14 protein-coding genes are annotated in these 15,902 nt (G+C 50.7%); 7 read left to right on the forward strand and 7 right to left on the reverse strand.

Annotation, left to right across the window (positions count from 1 at the left end):
- Window position 1 precedes the first annotated feature (1 nt).
- Window positions 2–574, reverse strand: a complete 573-nt coding sequence (locus B7992_RS11705) for a GNAT family N-acetyltransferase (RefSeq protein WP_199505719.1) — start codon at window positions 572–574, stop codon at window positions 2–4.
- Window positions 575–618: 44 nt separating this feature from the next.
- On the opposite strand from B7992_RS11705, the gene B7992_RS11710 reads away from it, so the two are divergent.
- Both B7992_RS11710 and B7992_RS11715 read left to right on the forward strand, forming a co-directional pair.
- Window positions 619–1,458: a metallophosphoesterase gene (locus B7992_RS11710; RefSeq protein ID WP_073161229.1), complete on the forward strand. Its 840-nt coding sequence runs from the start codon at window positions 619–621 to the stop codon at window positions 1,456–1,458.
- Between the two features lie 14 nt (window positions 1,459–1,472).
- Window positions 1,473–2,084 carry a hypothetical protein gene (locus B7992_RS11715; RefSeq protein WP_073161228.1) on the forward strand — a complete coding sequence of 204 codons (612 nt, stop codon included), beginning with the start codon at window positions 1,473–1,475 and terminating at the stop codon, window positions 2,082–2,084.
- Here B7992_RS11715 and B7992_RS11720 read toward each other — a convergent pair.
- A complete protein-coding gene (locus B7992_RS11720; protein ID WP_073161227.1) occupies window positions 2,077–2,637 on the reverse strand; it encodes a flavin reductase family protein in 561 nt (186 codons plus the stop codon). The two genes, B7992_RS11715 and B7992_RS11720, sit on opposite strands and share 8 nt — an antisense overlap.
- Window positions 2,638–2,735: 98 nt before the next feature.
- Window positions 2,736–4,313: a hypothetical protein gene (locus tag B7992_RS11725; RefSeq protein ID WP_073287236.1), complete on the reverse strand. Its 1,578-nt coding sequence runs from the start codon at window positions 4,311–4,313 to the stop codon at window positions 2,736–2,738.
- Window positions 4,314–4,461: 148 nt separating this feature from the next.
- On the opposite strand from B7992_RS11725, the gene B7992_RS11730 reads away from it, so the two are divergent.
- Window positions 4,462–5,547, forward strand: a complete 1,086-nt coding sequence (locus tag B7992_RS11730) for a glycoside hydrolase family 5 protein (protein ID WP_073287238.1) — start codon at window positions 4,462–4,464, stop codon at window positions 5,545–5,547.
- A 13-nt stretch (window positions 5,548–5,560) separates the two neighbouring features.
- On the opposite strand, the gene rsmA is transcribed toward B7992_RS11730, so the two are convergent.
- The 3 genes from rsmA to B7992_RS11745 are packed head-to-tail and all read right to left on the reverse strand — an operon-like array spanning window position 5,561 to window position 8,955.
- Window positions 5,561–6,340: a 16S rRNA (adenine(1518)-N(6)/adenine(1519)-N(6))-dimethyltransferase RsmA gene (gene rsmA, locus B7992_RS11735; RefSeq protein WP_073161224.1), complete on the reverse strand. Its 780-nt coding sequence runs from the start codon at window positions 6,338–6,340 to the stop codon at window positions 5,561–5,563.
- A gap of 2 nt (window positions 6,341–6,342) precedes the next feature.
- Window positions 6,343–7,212 carry a patatin family protein gene (locus tag B7992_RS11740; protein WP_073287241.1) on the reverse strand — a complete coding sequence of 290 codons (870 nt, stop codon included), beginning with the start codon at window positions 7,210–7,212 and terminating at the stop codon, window positions 6,343–6,345.
- Window positions 7,213–7,248: 36 nt separating this feature from the next.
- Window positions 7,249–8,955 carry a hypothetical protein gene (locus B7992_RS11745; RefSeq protein WP_141100456.1) on the reverse strand — a complete coding sequence of 569 codons (1,707 nt, stop codon included), beginning with the start codon at window positions 8,953–8,955 and terminating at the stop codon, window positions 7,249–7,251.
- A gap of 58 nt (window positions 8,956–9,013) precedes the next feature.
- On the opposite strand from B7992_RS11745, the gene B7992_RS11750 reads away from it, so the two are divergent.
- Window positions 9,014–10,552, forward strand: a complete 1,539-nt coding sequence (locus tag B7992_RS11750) for a phosphomannomutase (RefSeq protein ID WP_073161221.1) — start codon at window positions 9,014–9,016, stop codon at window positions 10,550–10,552.
- Between the two features lie 115 nt (window positions 10,553–10,667).
- Window positions 10,668–11,594: a hypothetical protein gene (locus B7992_RS11755; RefSeq protein ID WP_088666349.1), complete on the forward strand. Its 927-nt coding sequence runs from the start codon at window positions 10,668–10,670 to the stop codon at window positions 11,592–11,594.
- Here B7992_RS11755 and B7992_RS11760 read toward each other — a convergent pair.
- The gene (locus B7992_RS11760) at window positions 11,583–12,551 is read right to left on the reverse strand and encodes a sigma 54-interacting transcriptional regulator (RefSeq protein WP_254917696.1); all 969 of its coding nucleotides are present in this window, start codon (window positions 12,549–12,551) and stop codon (window positions 11,583–11,585) included. The genes B7992_RS11755 and B7992_RS11760 overlap by 12 nt on opposite strands.
- A gap of 241 nt (window positions 12,552–12,792) precedes the next feature.
- Here B7992_RS11760 and B7992_RS11765 point away from each other — a divergent pair, with 241 nt between their 5' ends.
- Together B7992_RS11765 and B7992_RS11775 are read left to right on the forward strand one after the other, a co-directional pair.
- Window positions 12,793–14,112, forward strand: a complete 1,320-nt coding sequence (locus B7992_RS11765; RefSeq protein WP_088666351.1) for an aspartate kinase — start codon at window positions 12,793–12,795, stop codon at window positions 14,110–14,112.
- 612 nt (window positions 14,113–14,724) lie between these two features.
- Window positions 14,725–15,762 carry a hypothetical protein gene (locus B7992_RS11775; RefSeq protein ID WP_088666353.1) on the forward strand — a complete coding sequence of 346 codons (1,038 nt, stop codon included), beginning with the start codon at window positions 14,725–14,727 and terminating at the stop codon, window positions 15,760–15,762.
- Window positions 15,763–15,902: the final 140 nt, after the last annotated feature.

The raw sequence follows: 15,902 nt of genomic DNA on the forward strand, positions 1-15,902 counted from the left end.
TCTACAAATGCTCCCCTAGCATCTTTTCCATCCAGATCATGTTGTACCATTGCCCGAATTTGTAGGCGCAATCGTGGAAGGTTCCTACTAGGGTGTAGCCTAGCTTTTCGTGGAATTTCTGGCTGCTGTTATCTAGGCGGGTGCTGCCTGGTTTGGGGCTTGCGATGCAGGCGTAGGCGTTTAGAATCCCGCGAGATTTTAGTTCGCGATTCAGTTCGCTGTACAGGGCTCGGCCATAGCCTTTCCCATGTTCGCCAAGCTTTACGTAGATGGATGTTTCTACGCTGCGATTGTAGGCGGCTCGTCCCTTGAAAACTCCCGCGTAGCAATAGCCTAGAATTTCTGTGCTGTTCTCGTCGGAACCCGTGGCGGCTCCTGCTCGTTCTATTACCAGGTAGGGGTACTTTTCCAGCGTTCCCCCAATCCTTGCTGCAAATTCTTCTACGGTGGGGGCGTCATACTCGAAGGTAATGGCGGTGTCTTCTACGTAGGGTTTGTAGATGGCCTGTAGCGCGGCGGCGTCTTCGATTCTTGCGGAACGGATCTTGATCATGGTGACCAGGAAATCTAACAAAAAGCAACTTAACAGGAAAAATTTTTAAATGTAAATTTGCACCTATGAAATGTTTCTTCGTTAGCGATTTGCATATTGATTTTTACGCGCCCCTGACACGGACCGTATCTTTACTGCATCGCTATTTTCAGGAATTTTTCGACAGGAATTTTTTGCCGGCGGATGTTTGCTGTATCGCAGGGGACATTGCCAACAATTATTTTACCTACGTCGAATTTCTGAAGTTTATCGCGACGAAGTACAGCCGGGTTTTTGTATGCCTGGGAAATCACGATGTCATTTGTGAACGTGAGGGCGTTTTCGGTTCGGATCGAGATTTCCCTACGTCCGAAAGTAAGATTACCTTTTACCTGGAAGAGGCTGCGAAAATTCCAAACCTTCACCTGCTGGAAAATTTGACGGTAGATGTTTTTGCCGGGTGCATGGGCATGTGCGATTTTACCTACAAGCATGTTCCCGATGCTTCTGTAGAAGAGTATAAGATGATCTGGTCTACCCGCTGGTTTGACGGTCGCCATTGGAATTACAAAGGCAATGATACGGAGGCCCTCTGGAATCATTATGCGGGAATTATGGACAGTTTGACGGCTGCCCGCCCGAAGGTGATGATGAGTCATTTTTTGCCCATGGAATTCGGCATGGCCGAAATGTATCTGAAGGATCCGCTGTCGACCTACTTCTATTTTCAAGGTGAAAAATTCTTGAGTAATCTGGATGATGGTTCCATCTGGCAGGCGGGACACACCCATTCCGCCATCAAGAAGGTAGTTCGGGACAGCCTCGGAAAAAATCATTTGCTGCTTTGCAATCCTGTTGGCTACCCTGATGAAGAACCGTATCGCGAAAACAATTTGCATAGGGAAGATTTCCTGTTGGATATTTAGGCTTCCGGTTTTTTATGTTTAACGTACCCTCGATGCATCAAATTATTTCCTGGTTTGGCTGGGGCCACGAGGCGGGTGCCGTCGCCGCAGTCAGCTTTATGGTGGCGGTTGCCATTATCTTTGTGCCGGTTGTTGCTGGTTTTGCCCTATATGCCTTGGAGCGTCTCCAGATAAAATTGCTCGGAATGATCAGCGTGAATTTTGCGTATGCCTTTGTGAATTTCGTGACCTTCCCGGGGACTTTTATTCATGAGACGTCGCACTTGATTTTGGCGGTCGTTACTGGGGCCAAGGTGACGGATGTATGCATGTTCGAAAACAAGGATGGTTGCCTAGGGCATGTGAGTTATTGTGCCCGGGGGCCGTTCCCCATGCAGATGGTTCAGCATGCCTTGATTGCGGTGGCTCCTACTGTGGTAGGATTTACCGTTGGCTATTTCCTTTTGCAGTATATCATAAAAACGCCCCACACTTGGTGGGGCTATATAGGGCTTTGGTATCTGTTTGTTTCGCTGGTAGATCATTCTACCATGAGTGACGCGGACCTAAAAAATTATTTCCGGGGCGTGTGGATTTTTATCGTGCCGCTGGCCGGAATTTTATTCGCCTGCGAAATGATTACTTGATGTTTTTTCCGTCGGAGAAGGCGTTGCCAACCTTTTCGCCGATGGCATAGTAACCATGTCCTGCCGTATCGTAGCAGATGGGGTTCAGTTTTTTGATGTCGATTTTTTCTTCGGCGTCGAGGATGGATTCGTCGGCGGTAACGTTCACCACTTCGCCTAAAAGCAGTTCCGGTTCTTCGGCGTAGCTTACCATCTTGCATTCCAGGGTGAGGGGCAGTTCTGCAATGAGGGGCGCGTCGACGTTCTTGCTCTTGACGGCGGTAAGTCCGGATTTTTCAAACTTGTCTGCCACTTTGTGGCCGGAGTTAAGTCCAAGGAAATCAATTTCCTTGATGTTTTCGGCGGTGGCCATGCTAACAGTAAAGCACTTGCGTGCCTTGATGTTGTCCATGGTCTTATGGCTGTTGGCTACGTAGATGGCGACCTGGTTCATGTCGCTGACGGAACCCCATGCAGCCACCATGGCGTTGGGCGTACCGTCTTCGTTGTAGGTTCCGATAACCAATACGGGCTGGGGATAAAGATAGGGTTTGGCACCAAGATTTTTACGCATAGAAATTTCCTCTTTCCATTGAAAATAATAAAAAGATTTTCAATTACAACAAAAAAAGCCTGCATTTCTGCAGACTTTCATGATGGGAGAAAATTTCACTAGAAGTTAACGAATAGGCCTAGGTCAACAGCGAACCCGTCGGTGGTAGAGAAGCTGCCGAAGGGGTTCTGCAGGAACTGCTTTGTGAATGCAAGTTCTGCGGCAACACGGCCATATTCAAAACGGGAGCCAAGGTTGACTGTGGTCGTGTTGGCGAATGTGGTTCTGCTGGTTGCGACAAAATCAGCCAGTTCGTACTTTTCGTAGGAGAATACGTTCCAGTCAAGATTTGCGCCGCCGAAAATCATCATATGCTGATTCAATGCGACTTCGCCAAAAATGTTAGGTGTGACGAATGCGCTGAATCTTGTATGGCTATCCATGATGTTTTCGATTTCATCGTAGATGGCGAAGGGGAATCGGGTGTTGACGCCAAGATAGATGCGGGCATCTTCAGCCTTGAGGACAGCTGCGCCAATGTTGAATGTAGGCTTGAACTCGATTCGTGAAGAGGTATCGGAGACGGAGCTCTTGGTAATGACGTGATTCTTTTCGCCCTTGATGACTTCTTCCACGGTGACCTTGGTGTCGGTGGTAAAGCTATGGCGCAAACCTTCCACTCCGAAAGTCCAGAAGACTTCTTCACCGGAGTAAGAAAGGGCTAGCTTTCCGGTAGCGTCCCAGATGTTCTGTTCCCATTTATTGAAGGGGTCTGCGCTGTATCCTTCGGATTCGGGTTTTACGTAGTGGCCGCTTGCGACGATGTCGAAGGAACCGACCTGCAATGAGGCTGTTGCGCCGATGCTGGAGCCGCCATAGGTGATTTTTTCATTTTGTTCGGTAATGGGATATTCTGCATCGTTCCACTGTTTGCCGAAGGATCCGTCAACGGAAACGCCGAACTTCTGGAATGCCACACCGGCGGTGAGTAATCCCATGCTCTGGGAATTGTCGAAGGCGAGGAAGTATGTGGTGGTATTTCCGAAGGCCAGTGCAGCCCTTTCGTTGGTGGGTTCAAGGTACAGTCCCTTGATTCCGTACATCTTGCGGGGTGCGGCTATATTTCCGCCGATGGTTGCGGCTGCGGCTTCGTTACCTACAGCATTATAAATGTTGGCATGCAAGACATCCAGGGGGCCCTTGGTGGGCTTTTCTGCGGTTTGTGCAGGTTCCTGAATGGGAGCGGTGGAATCCTGGGGGACTGCCACGGAATCGCTGGTGGTTGCGGTGTCGGCTACAGCGACCTGCTCTGGGGTGGTTTCGGCTGCGGGTACATTTTCTGCAGTTTCGCGAGCAGTTTCGCGAGCAGTTTCGTCAGCGGCTTCTGCGGGGGTTGTCTCATTTGCGGCAGGGGCAGTCTCGTTTGTTGCGGGAGTGGAGGCTTCTGCCGTGGCCGTTTCTTCGGCACTCTTTTCAGGGTTTACGGCAGCGGTTTCTTCTGCCTTGACCTCTTCTGCGGGGGCTGCTTCTGCTGCAGCGGGGGCTTCGCTAGAGGCGGGAGCTTCCGCGATGGCGGCTGCATTTTGTTCAGCGGCAGGTGCTGCTGTTGTGTCAGATACGGTTGCGCTAGGAGTGGCTTCCTGGGCGTAAAGATTTACAACGGTGCCTAAAGTGGCGATAAGAAGAGACATTTTCATATTCATGTCTTCAACATAAACAAATCATGACGAACCTTATTAAGAATAAATCATTTTTTTGGGAACAGGCGTATACAAAAACTTCAAGAATTTTGGTGCATAATCGAGAGGAGAAGTTTAACTTTGGAAAAAACGACGGAGTAAATTAATGTCACTACTGCGCTTATCAGGGCTGTTTTTAGCTGGAATTCTGACTTTATGGGGCTGTAACGGAGAGAACGTTACTGAAGTCTCCTATGAAAAGCTGGATGAACCTATTGGCGAAAGAATCGGCCCTGTCAGTCAGTATGGAAGGCTGGTTGCCGGAGTGAATTCCGAGGGCAAGGGCCGAATATACGGCAGTTGCAAGGGCGTATCTGATGGTAACGAAGTTCAGGTACGAGGCATGAGCCTTTACTGGAGCCTTTTGAAACCCGCTACAAAGTTTTATTCCGATACCGGCATTACGACCATGGTGAACGACATGAAAATCGAAGTGATTCGTGCCGCCATTGGTACCGAAGAAAATTGGGGCGGGACATTGGGATTTTTGCTGGATCCGGATGCTCAGCGCGAATTGATCGATCAGGCTGTTAAGGCGGCCATAAAGAATGACATCTATGTAATTATCGACTGGCATTCCCATAGTGCGCATAAGCAGTTGAGTGATGCTATCGCCTTCTTCGACGAAATGGCTCAAAAATACGGCCAGTATAACAATGTGATTTTTGAAATTTTTAATGAGCCTACCAGAATTGTCTGGGAGCAGGTGAAGGCTTATGGCGATACCGTCGTCGCGACCATTCGAAAGCATTCTGACAATTTGATTCTTGTGGGTAACCCCATGTGGGACCAGTCGCCCAATTGGGCTATAGGAAAAGAGATCGCCGATTCACTTCATAATATTGCCTACACATTCCATTACTACGCTAATAGCCACAGCATCAAGCTCGAAGGACGGAATGCCGAAGAAGCGATGAATGCGGGATTGTCCCTGTTTGTTAGCGAATGGGGTACTGCAAATGCAAGTGGAAAGGGCGTGCCTGATGCAGACCGCAATGATCAATGGCAGGAATGGATGGATGAACGCAAGCTTTCATCCGCCAACTGGTCCGCTTCCATGATTAACGAAGGTACTGCAGCATTTGCGCAGGAGAGCCGAGTAGACTCTCTTGTGTATACGGTATCCGGTGAATTGGTGAAGGGATATCTATCTGCAAATCCCGATTCTTACAAGGCCTGCAAGGCAAAGTAAGCTTTAGGAAAAGCTATCCGACAATCACTTTATAAAATTCCATGAACTGTTCGGGGGAAAGTTCCTCGGCACGGACAGTGGTAGGATAATCCAGGAGTTCGATGGCTTCCTGGATTTTCTTCTTGTCGTAGGCGCGACCGAAGGAATTGGCCAAGGTCTTACGCTTCTGGGTAAAGGCGGCACGAACGAAATCGAAGAATCCCTCGGGAGCCTGCAATGCGTCTGCGCGGGGGGTGAGCAGCATGGTGGCGCTGTCTACGTTGGGCTTCGGTGTAAAATGCTCGGGACCGATCTTGCGTAAGATCTGGGTGTTGGCGAAAGCGGATACCAGAACAGAAAGGCTGCCGTAATTGCTGCTGCAGGGCGAAGCGCAAATGCGTTCGGCAACTTCCAGCTGCACCATTCCCATAAAGCCCTTGGTCAGATGCAGTCGGGGCATGAGCCCTGCGATAATTGCCGTAGAAACATTGTAGGGCAGGTTGCCGGTGACCCAGGGCTTTTCGTGTGCATCCAGAAAGGCCTGCAAGTCGAATTTCAAGAAGTCGATGTTGGTGATATGGAAGTTTTCGCGGTCGCCGAACTTTTCGTTCAACACGGCCACGCACTGTTCGTCGATTTCGACGGCTGTCAGTTCCACGCCGCGGTTCAGCAGGTGTTCTGTCAGGGCGCCATGGCCGGGGCCGATCTCGAGAACGGCTTCGCCCTTTTCGGCAGGCAGGTCACCTGCGATGGCGATGGCGGTGGGAACATCCAGAAAGTTCTGGCCAAATTTACGACGACGAGCTCTATCCATGTCTATAAAGATAGAAATTCCTTCAGGTCGGCCATTCTTTCGCGGCCGTCTTTCAGACCCAATTCATAAAGGGCTACAAGTTTTGAAGTGTCCTTTTCGACGCGGCTGATTTTCAAGTCTGTTTCGGGGCGGAAAACGAAAGCCTTTCCATTGGCTTCCCATTGGGCCAGAGTTTCGAGGCTCTTGTTGTAACGGATATGTCGATCGCCAACGGCCTTTACGAAGTTAGGATACTTGCGGTAGACGATCTTGTATACGGGAAGAAAACTGTTCGCCTCTTTTTGGTAACCCTTGTGTCGTGTGGTGATGACAACCTGCTTTTTATAGCCGGTGCGGTCCATGAATTCAAAGGGGATGCTGTCGGCGATATTTCCGTCAAACATTTTCTTGCCCTGGTAATGAACCAGGCTGCTCATGAGCGGCAGCGAAGAGGAAGAACGGATGGCATCCATATCCTGGCGCAAGTCGTGAACCTGGAAGTATTCGGCGCCACCAGTTTCCACGTTGCTTGCGGCCACATAGAATTTTGATTCGGCGGCATTCTTCTTGAAGGTGTCAAAGTCGAAAGGATCGATGACTTCGGGTACTGTATGGTAGCAGAATTCCAGGTCAAAGTAGTTGCCGGTACGAATCCAGTTTCCGAAGCTCATGTAGCGCTTGTCCTTGGAATGGACTGTATCCAGTCGGAAGTTTCTATCCCGCTGTTCCGAAAGGTAATTGCAAAGGTGGGTTGCCCCTGCCGAGGTTCCGGCGTAGCCGCCAAACTTTAAACCTTCATCTAGCAACGCGTCAAGAACGCCGGCGGAGTAAGCTCCACGCATACCGCCACCTTCCAGTACCAAGGCGGTGTCTTTCAAGAATACTTTAAACATTCCTTTTTCTGAATCCTGGATCGGTTCCATAAAAGATTAGAAGTTCACGAATGCGCCAATGGACATGGCAATTTCATCATGATCCGAGAAGCTGCCGAAGGGGTTCTGCAGGAACTGTTTGGTAAATGCCATTTCGAGGGCGGCAAATTCATACTGGAGACGCATGCCGAGAATGGCTGTGGTTTCTCCGGATTCCATTTCCAGTGCCTTTACAGAAACGTTGTTGATGTAGGAATCACGATAGTCTGCTACGTCCCAGCAATAGCTGACGCTGCCGAATGCCATGACGTACTGGCCCAGGGCCACTTCTGCCAGGACGTTGGGTGTCAAGGTCAAACCATATTCGTTATGTCTGCTGACAACGCCATCGATTCGGTCGTACGCAATCAGGGGAACGGCTGTATTCAGACCAAGGAATACGCGGGCTTTCTGGTTCTGCAGAATGGGGGCGCCCACATTAAATTCGGGAATGACTTCTACACGGGTCGTGGTATCGGTAACGGTCGACTTGTAGGTCGCCTTATAGGTTTCGCCGTTTTCTGTGAATATGGATTCGGTTTTGCTGCTAGTGCTGGCCTTGTACCTAAGGAAGTTCAGGTTAACGGACCAGGACAAGGCATTGCTTGTGGTATGAGCTACGGTTAGCTTTCCTCCCAGGGCCCATTCGTCCTTTTCGTGTTCTTCGCCAAATTCGCTGATGAAATAGGAACCGTTGGGGTTGGCGTAGGTCACTCCTAATGCAAGGTCGATGTTGGCCAGATTTGCAGATGCTGTTCCACCGAACTGAGTGCCGGGATTGGTAATCTTGTATGTCGTGCTGGAGGAATCGATGTCGTTATCGATGTAGCTCCAGGATTTCCCTGTTGCGGCCTCTAGGCTGAAACCGAAGTTTTGCCCGGCGTAGCCCAAGGTAACAAGGCCCAGTTCGCTGTAGTTGGCGGCATTGGTCTTGTTGTTGTCAAAGGCCAGGAAGAATGTGCTGCCTTCTCCGAAACTTACAACACCGTATCCGTCTACAGGTTCGATGTAGACGAACTTGCGGTTGTGCATTTTGTGGGGCGTCGAAATTTCACTGGCGACGTTGGCGGCTGCGGCTTCATTGCCGACGGCGTTGTAGGCCCTGCCGTGGAAAATATCCAGAACGTGTTTTTCGGCAGTTGCCTGGACTGGTTGCTCGGCGATACTTTCTGCTTCCTGTTGTGTCAGGGGCATGGCAGGTGTCGTATCCCAGATACTTTCTGCAGTTTGGTCTAACTCTGGATCTTCGGCTGCAGGGATTTCTTCGACGGGCTGAAGTGCTGTCTGGGTTGCTGCCGAATCGGTAGGTATAAAGGAAATGCCTGCCGGCTCCACATAGCTGGGCTCTTCCATGGGCATAGGCTCGGGTTTGGGCATAGGCTGGAGAAGTTCCGCACTTTCGCTAACAGGAACGGGGGCGTTGGGATCCACATATTCAGGGGCAGGTTCCGCAACGGCATTATTCTCCATTTCGGAACTTTCAATGGGTGCAAATGTATTTGACGTATCGCTGGAGACGATGGGGGCAGGAATTTCGGAGTCCTGCGGTGCCGCGGGCTGGATAGATTCTCCGTCCATCGATTGCAAGATGGTTTCTGCTGAATTATCCTGAGAGGGTTGCTGCGTTAAAACGGGTGCATTTTGAGCCCAGATTGTTGCTGATGACAAGCTGATTGCGGCTAGAAAAATTTTCTTACTGATGTTCATGGAGATAAACTTAATCATTTTTTCTATTTTTGGTTAAAAGGTATTTTTAGGAAGTATAATTTCCATTGAGGTTTTTATGTCCGTTGCAATGCAAGATGTAATGAAACAGTCCGGTGTGGCCTTTGGTACCAGTGGTGCTCGCGGCCTGGTTTCTGCAATGACCGACCGTGTGTGCTATGTTTATGCACGCTCCTTTATCAAGTACTGCGAAGCTAGCTACAAGTGCGAAAAGAATATCGCTATTGCTGGAGACCTTCGCCCAAGTACTGGTCGCATTTTGCAGGCTCTGGTGAAGGCCGGCCAGGATGCTGGCTGGAAGGTGACTTATTGCGGTCGCATTCCTTCTCCTGCCATTGCACTTTATGGTCTTGATAAGAGCTTGCCCACCATCATGGTGACAGGATCCCACATTCCTGCCGACCGTAACGGTATCAAGTTTAACCACCCCAACGGCGAAATTACAAAGGCCGACGAACAGGGCATTGTTTCTCAGTCTGTTGATTTTGACGAAGCTTTGTTCGATGCTGCCGGCATGTTGAAGAATGCTCCGGAACTTCCCGCTGTTGAAACCGAAGCCGAAGAAAATTACTGCAAGCGTTATCCCGAATTCTTTGGTGAAAAGGCTTTGCAGGGCTTGACCATCGGCGTCTACCAGCATTCCGCTGTTGGCCGCGACATTGTGGTCCGCGTTCTCGAAAGCCTGGGCGCCTGCGTAAAGCCCTTCGGCCGCAGTGACGTTTTTGTTCCGGTGGATACCGAAGCGATCCGCCCCGAAGATGAAGAACTGGCCCGCGAATTTACCCACAAGGATTATGTGGACGCCGTGTTCAGTACCGATGGCGATAGCGACCGCCCGCTTCTGGCTGATGATGTGGGCATGTGGCTCCGCGGTGACGTGCTGGGTATTTTGGCATCCCAGGCTCTGGGCATCAAGCGCATCGCTACTCCCGTCAGCTGCAACACCTCCCTCGAAAAGTCCGAAAGCTTCGAAAAGATTTGCCGTACCCGCATCGGTTCCCCCTATGTCATTGCCGGCATGGAAAGCCTTATGGAAGGTGACGCCGCAGCAAGTGCTGCCGCCGGCGTGTCCGTCGCCGGTTACGAAGCCAACGGCGGTTTCCTGCTGCAGACCGATCTGAAGCGCACCGCCTATGATGGCGTTACCCGCACTCTGAAGGCTCTGCCCACTCGCGATGCATTGCTCCCCATGATTGCTGTCATGGTCATGGTTCGCGAACAGAAGATGTGCGTGGTAGATCTTCTCCGCAAGCTTCCCAAGCGCTTTACTGTCAGCGACCGCCTCAAGGAATTCCCCACCGAAATTTCCAAGGCCAAGCTTGCAGAAATCCGCGAACAGAAGCTGGGTGAAAAGTTGTTCGGCAAGTTCGCCGCCAAGCCCAGCAAGTTCAACAAGGGCGCACCCTTCCACGGAAAGATGGTCTCCCTTAACGAAGTGGACGGCTACCGTATGGAATTTGATTCCGGTGACATCGTTCACCTGCGTCCCAGTGGCAACGCCCCGGAATTCCGCTGCTACGTGGAAACCGAAGGCAAGGAACGTTCCGCTGAACTTCTGGCTGACTGCCTCAAGGTCATGGAAGGCTGGCGTAAATAACATAAAGGTTAAAGGGTAAAGATAAAAGGATAAAGGTTTAAGTTGACCTTTATTCTTTTGATCGTTTGGCGGTTCTGTCCTGCAGCCCTCCTCATTTTTTTGTATCTTAAATCTCATGATGAAGAAACTTCTTGCTACGCTTACCCTATCTACAGTTGTCACCGCCTTTGCCGGCGAACATTGGAATGTGGATTTGGGCGGTGTTTCTATGAAGTATCTTTCGATGCAGGAGTCTGCCCGCAGTGCGGCTATGTCTGGTGCCGGTGTTGCCGACGCTTCCCGTGCGGCCGAAGTGAGCCGCAATCCCCTGGCTATGAGCTCTGTAGAAAATGCGGAGTTCGGCGTGAACCAGCTGGTGTTTGACGATAATTCCGCCGACAACTTTGTATCGGCTTATTATGGTCTGCCTTTTAGTTTTGGTACGATGCCCTTGACCTACTCCATGACGGTGGATTTTCTGGGTTACGAGGATATCGAAGGGCGTGATGAGTTTGGCAACGAAACCTCTAGCTATGGAGCCTACGCCTGGAGCATTCAGGCAGGTCTCGGTAGCCGCGGTAAGGTTTTCAACTGGGCTGCGTCCGCCCGCTTTGCGACCCAGACCATTGACGACGAATCCGCTGTGGCCTTCCTTGGAGATATTGGCGGATCCTACCGCGTGAATAAGTATCTGGCTTTTGCAGCGACCTTGACCAACTTTGGCTACATGGGCGATTATGACGGCGAAGATGAGGCTGCTCCTATGGCGTTGCAGGCTGGCATTACCGGTATTTTGCCCATTACCGAAAACTGGAATATCCATGCTTCTGCCGATGCATACCGTCGTGCGGATACGGACCCTTATTGGCTTTTTGGCGGCGAAATTAATTACGCCGACATTCTGGGTTTTCGTATGGGTTATGCCATCCGTCCCGATACCGAAGATGGTATCAGTTGCGGTCTGGGCCTGAATTTCGGGATGATCGTGTTTGATTACGGCTACAGCCCCCGCCCGGCATTTGAAGGCGGCCAGCATTACATTACCGTGGGTCTAAAGTTCTAGGCCTCCGTTTTTCTTGATTTGATAGGCCAGGCAGCCGCGGCTGATTCCTAGGTTCTTGGCGGCAACGGATTTGTTCCATCCGGTGTTTTGCAGTTCCGTGAAGATGGTGCCCCAATTGGGGGCTGTGGCGTATGGCCTTGTGCTTGCAAAGGAAACTGGAGTTGTGAAACTCTTCCCGGAATCTTGCAGGGATCCCTGGTTGTCGTATTCATCGGTGATGATTTCGTATAAGGTTATTCCGTGGGGTTTCAGCAGGGCGTAGCGTTGCAGTACGTTTTTCAGCTGACGGACGTTCCCGGGCCAACGCTTTTGAGAAATAATCCGTAGTTCCTGTTCGTTCAGGGAGCAGAGCAGTTCATCTTCGGCGTTTGAATTATGGGTGTGATAGGCGTTCTCGATGGGGTATATTTCTTTTAGGGCGTCAGCCCATAAGGTTTGCGATAACTCCCTGATGTCATCCCTTTCTCTAAGGGCTGGAATTTTTACCGGGAAAACGTTCAGCCTAAAATAAAGGTCTTCACGGAAACGCCCGGCGGCCACTTCAGTTTTCAGGTCGCGGTTGGTGGCGCAGATTAGCCTGAAGTTTACCGGTATGCTCTGGGTTTGCCCCAGGGGCAGAACGGATTTTTCTTGCAGGACTCTTAACAGTTTGCATTGTGTGTCCAGCGGCATCTCCCCAATTTCATCTAGGAACAGGGTTCCCCCTTCGGCGGCGCGGACGACGCCCTGTTGGTCGGTGGCTCCGGTGAAGGCTCCCTTTCGAGCTCCTTCAAGAATGCTTTCGGCCAGATTCCTGGCGATGGCGCCACAGTTCAGGGCCACAAAGGGGCCTGATTTTCGGTGGCTGTTGTCGTGTATGTAACGGGCGGCAACTTCCTTTCCGGCTCCGGATTCACCTTGCAGGAGTACGGACATGTTGGATTTTGCGGCGATGAGCATCAAATTTTTGTACTTCATAATTGATATACACGTGTTTTTCCCTTTTACGCACCCCTCTTTATTACTATTTTTACGCCCGCGCTGATTTTTTTACAAAAGTCGCAGAAAATACGGCTGATTTTGTAGAGGCGCATCACATAAAGACAAACAAATAGGGCTGGCCAGGTGGGTAGTCTTGAGCGGCATCCCGGGTGGGGTGTGAATCGTGATTGAGCGGTTCTGTTCGAAGGCGAGAGGTCTGGTGGTCCAAAGGATAAAAATGTCTAGAATCGTATGTAAGTTCGGCGGCAGCTCCGTTGCCGACGCTGGTCAGTTCAAGAAAATCAAGAACATCGTTTCCTCCGACGCAAAGCGCAAAGTGGTTGTGGTTTCTGCCCCGGGCAAGCGCAATCCCAAGGAAACCAAGCTGACCGACCTTCTCTACAGCACCTATGATCTGGCTTCCAAGCACCTGGATTTCTCCGAACCCTGGAACTTGATCCGCAACCGCTATCTGGAAATTTGTTCCGACCTGGGTATCGAACCCAAGGTTGCCGAAGACCTGGACATCCTGGAAAAGCAGCTCCGCGACGACGTTGAATCCATCACCACCGATTACCTGGTGAGCCGCGGTGAATACCTGAGCGCCCGCGTCATGTCCGTCTATCTGGGCGCTGAATTCGTGGATACTTTCCCCATCATCACTTTCGATGAAAAGTACCGCATTCTTCCCTCCAGCTACGAAACCATCGCCAAGGCCCTTTCCGACGAAAACAAGCTCTATGTGCTTCCGGGCTTCTATGGTTCCAACACCCGCGGCGAGCTGAAGACCTTCAGCCGTGGCGGTTCCGACATTACCGGCGCAATTCTCGCTCACGCCATCGACGCAGAAACCTACGAAAACTGGACCGACGTTTCCGGCATGCTGATGGCTGACCCCCGCATCGTTGAAAATCCGCTGCCCATCGAATACGTGTCCTACCGCGAAATCCGCGAACTGGCCTACTCCGGCGCAAGCGTCCTTCATGACGAATCCATCGCTCCTTGCCGCGCCAAGAAGATTCCTATCAATATCCGCAACACCAACCGCCCGGAAGACGCCGGCACCATCATCGGCCCCACTCCGGAATCCACCAAGCTTCCCATTACCGGCGTTGCTGGCCGTAAGGGCTTCTCTATGATCTACATCGAAAAGTCCATGATGAACAAGGAAGTTGGTTTCGGCCGCCGCGTACTCGCCGTTCTCGAAAGCGAAGGCCTTTCCTACGAACTGTGCCCCAGCGCCATCGACTCCATGAGCATCGTTGTGGATACCAAGAAGCTGGAAGCCGTTGAACATGTGGTCATGGAAGACATCACTCAGCAGATGCATCCGGACCGCATCAAGATCTTCAAGGGCATCAGCCTTATCGCTACCGTTGGCCATGGCATGACCAACAAGATCGGTGTTGCTGCAAAGCTCTTCACCGCCCTTGCAGAAAACAGCGTCAACGTCCGAATCATCGACCAGGGTTCTTCCCAGATCAACATCATCACCGGTGTGGATGAAGACGACATGAACAAGGCCATCAAGGCTATTTACGACGCATTCACTAAGTAAGGTGAAACCCTCGGGTTTATCGAGGGTCGCGTGCGGCGTGTCATCCTGAGCGCCTGTGGCGCGAAGGATCTAGCAAAGGCCCCGAGCGTGTCGAAAGTCGCAAAAAAGCCCGCAGTTCAAACGCTGCGGGCTTTTTTGTACCTAGGTGTGGTCGCTGCGGCGCATGGGGAGGGGCTGGATGGGAAAATTTGGTCGCTGGATGGGGCTGAAACACGAAATTAGGTTACTAAACGGGTAAAAAACATCTTTTTAGTAACCTGTTTTACAAATAAATTAATTACAAAACTGTGTTTTAGTTAGAAATCAGGTTACTAACTAACCGAAAATCCCTATTTTAGTAACCTTTGGGATATGGGTAATTAAGAAGACGTTCCTTTTTTGAGACTTTTGTTTGCGTACAAAGTAATAATCGGGTTACTAGATGCTTTTATATTACCCATTTAGTAACCCATTTTGACAAAAAGTCCTTTTGCATGGTAACAAAATTGGCCGAACCACCAATTATTTGTATATTTGAGGCATAGTTCATAGATCGCCATCCTGCATAAAACCGGAATTTGCCGGCGGACCGCAGAGGCGGTCTTTTTTTTATGCCCTAAAAAAGGAGTGCAGATGCAATTTAAAGAATTGATTTCGCCGGATAAGCTGGTGTCTGTTGTTCAGGCAAAAGCGGAAGAGCTACTTGCTGCAATTACCACAATTGATAAGCGTTTGAGGAAATCAATAGAGGGGCGTCTCCGTATGGCCCGTCGCAAAAAATTAGTACATTACTTTCATGTAAAAAGTCCTGCCGATATTGTTGGCGATTATATTCCCCAATCAGATGTGGCGACCATCAAAGCTTTGGCGCAGAAGGATTATGATAAATGCGCTCTCAAGGAACTGCAGCGGGAACTTTTCATAGTGGACAAGTTTCTTAAGGAATATCAGCCGGAGCGTCTCAATGCGGTTTACAGCAATCTTGCTCCAGAACGTCAGCATTTTGTACAGTCAGTGCATCTCCCCGACGAGGAATATGCGGAGCAGTGGCTTGCGGTAAAGTACAGCGGGAAGGGGATGGCTGCTGACGCGCCCCTGCTGGAAACCTCCCGCGGGGAACGGGTCCGCTCCAAGTCGGAGGTCATCATCGCGGATACCCTCGACCGCCTGAAAATTCCTTACCGCTATGAATTTCCGCACCAGCTGAAAGTCCGCAGAAACAGCCGCGGGCGAGGTGTCGCTGCGGCAATAGACCCTGCTGGCGCCGCATTACGCAACCCGCAGGTCAATCCGCCCGACGACATCCGCATGCAGAGCCGTCAACCCGAAAACTTCTGCAGGCAAGGTGACGGATCTCGCAATCTGCAAGGCAGTCCATCCGAAAACTTCTGCAGGCAAGGCAACTCGCGTAAACACGATAGCTCTCGCCGCACTGTAGCGTTCCATCCGGATTTCACCTACCTCAATCTCCGCACCCGCCGTGAATTCATCTGGGAGCATTTCGGGCGAATGGACGATTCCGAATACATCGCAGAAACTCTGGGAAAATTCGAGACCTACATCGCCAACGGAATCTTCCCCGGCGAAACCCTCATCTTCACCATGGAAAATCAGGAACGCCCGCTGAACCCCGCCACCGTGGAGGCGCTGGCGAGGAAATATTTGCTGTAATGTTTTGGATCAAACCATGTTGAAAGTAGTCAGCATGTTTTTTTGTAGAAATTATGAAGCGACGATGGAATTTTAGATAAATTTTGGCTCTTCATCAACATGTGTGGGTGGCTTCGCCACCCTTTTTTGTTGACATTCGC

Source organism: Fibrobacter sp. UWH1, from assembly GCF_002210365.1.
GTDB lineage: Bacteria > Fibrobacterota > Fibrobacteria > Fibrobacterales > Fibrobacteraceae > Fibrobacter.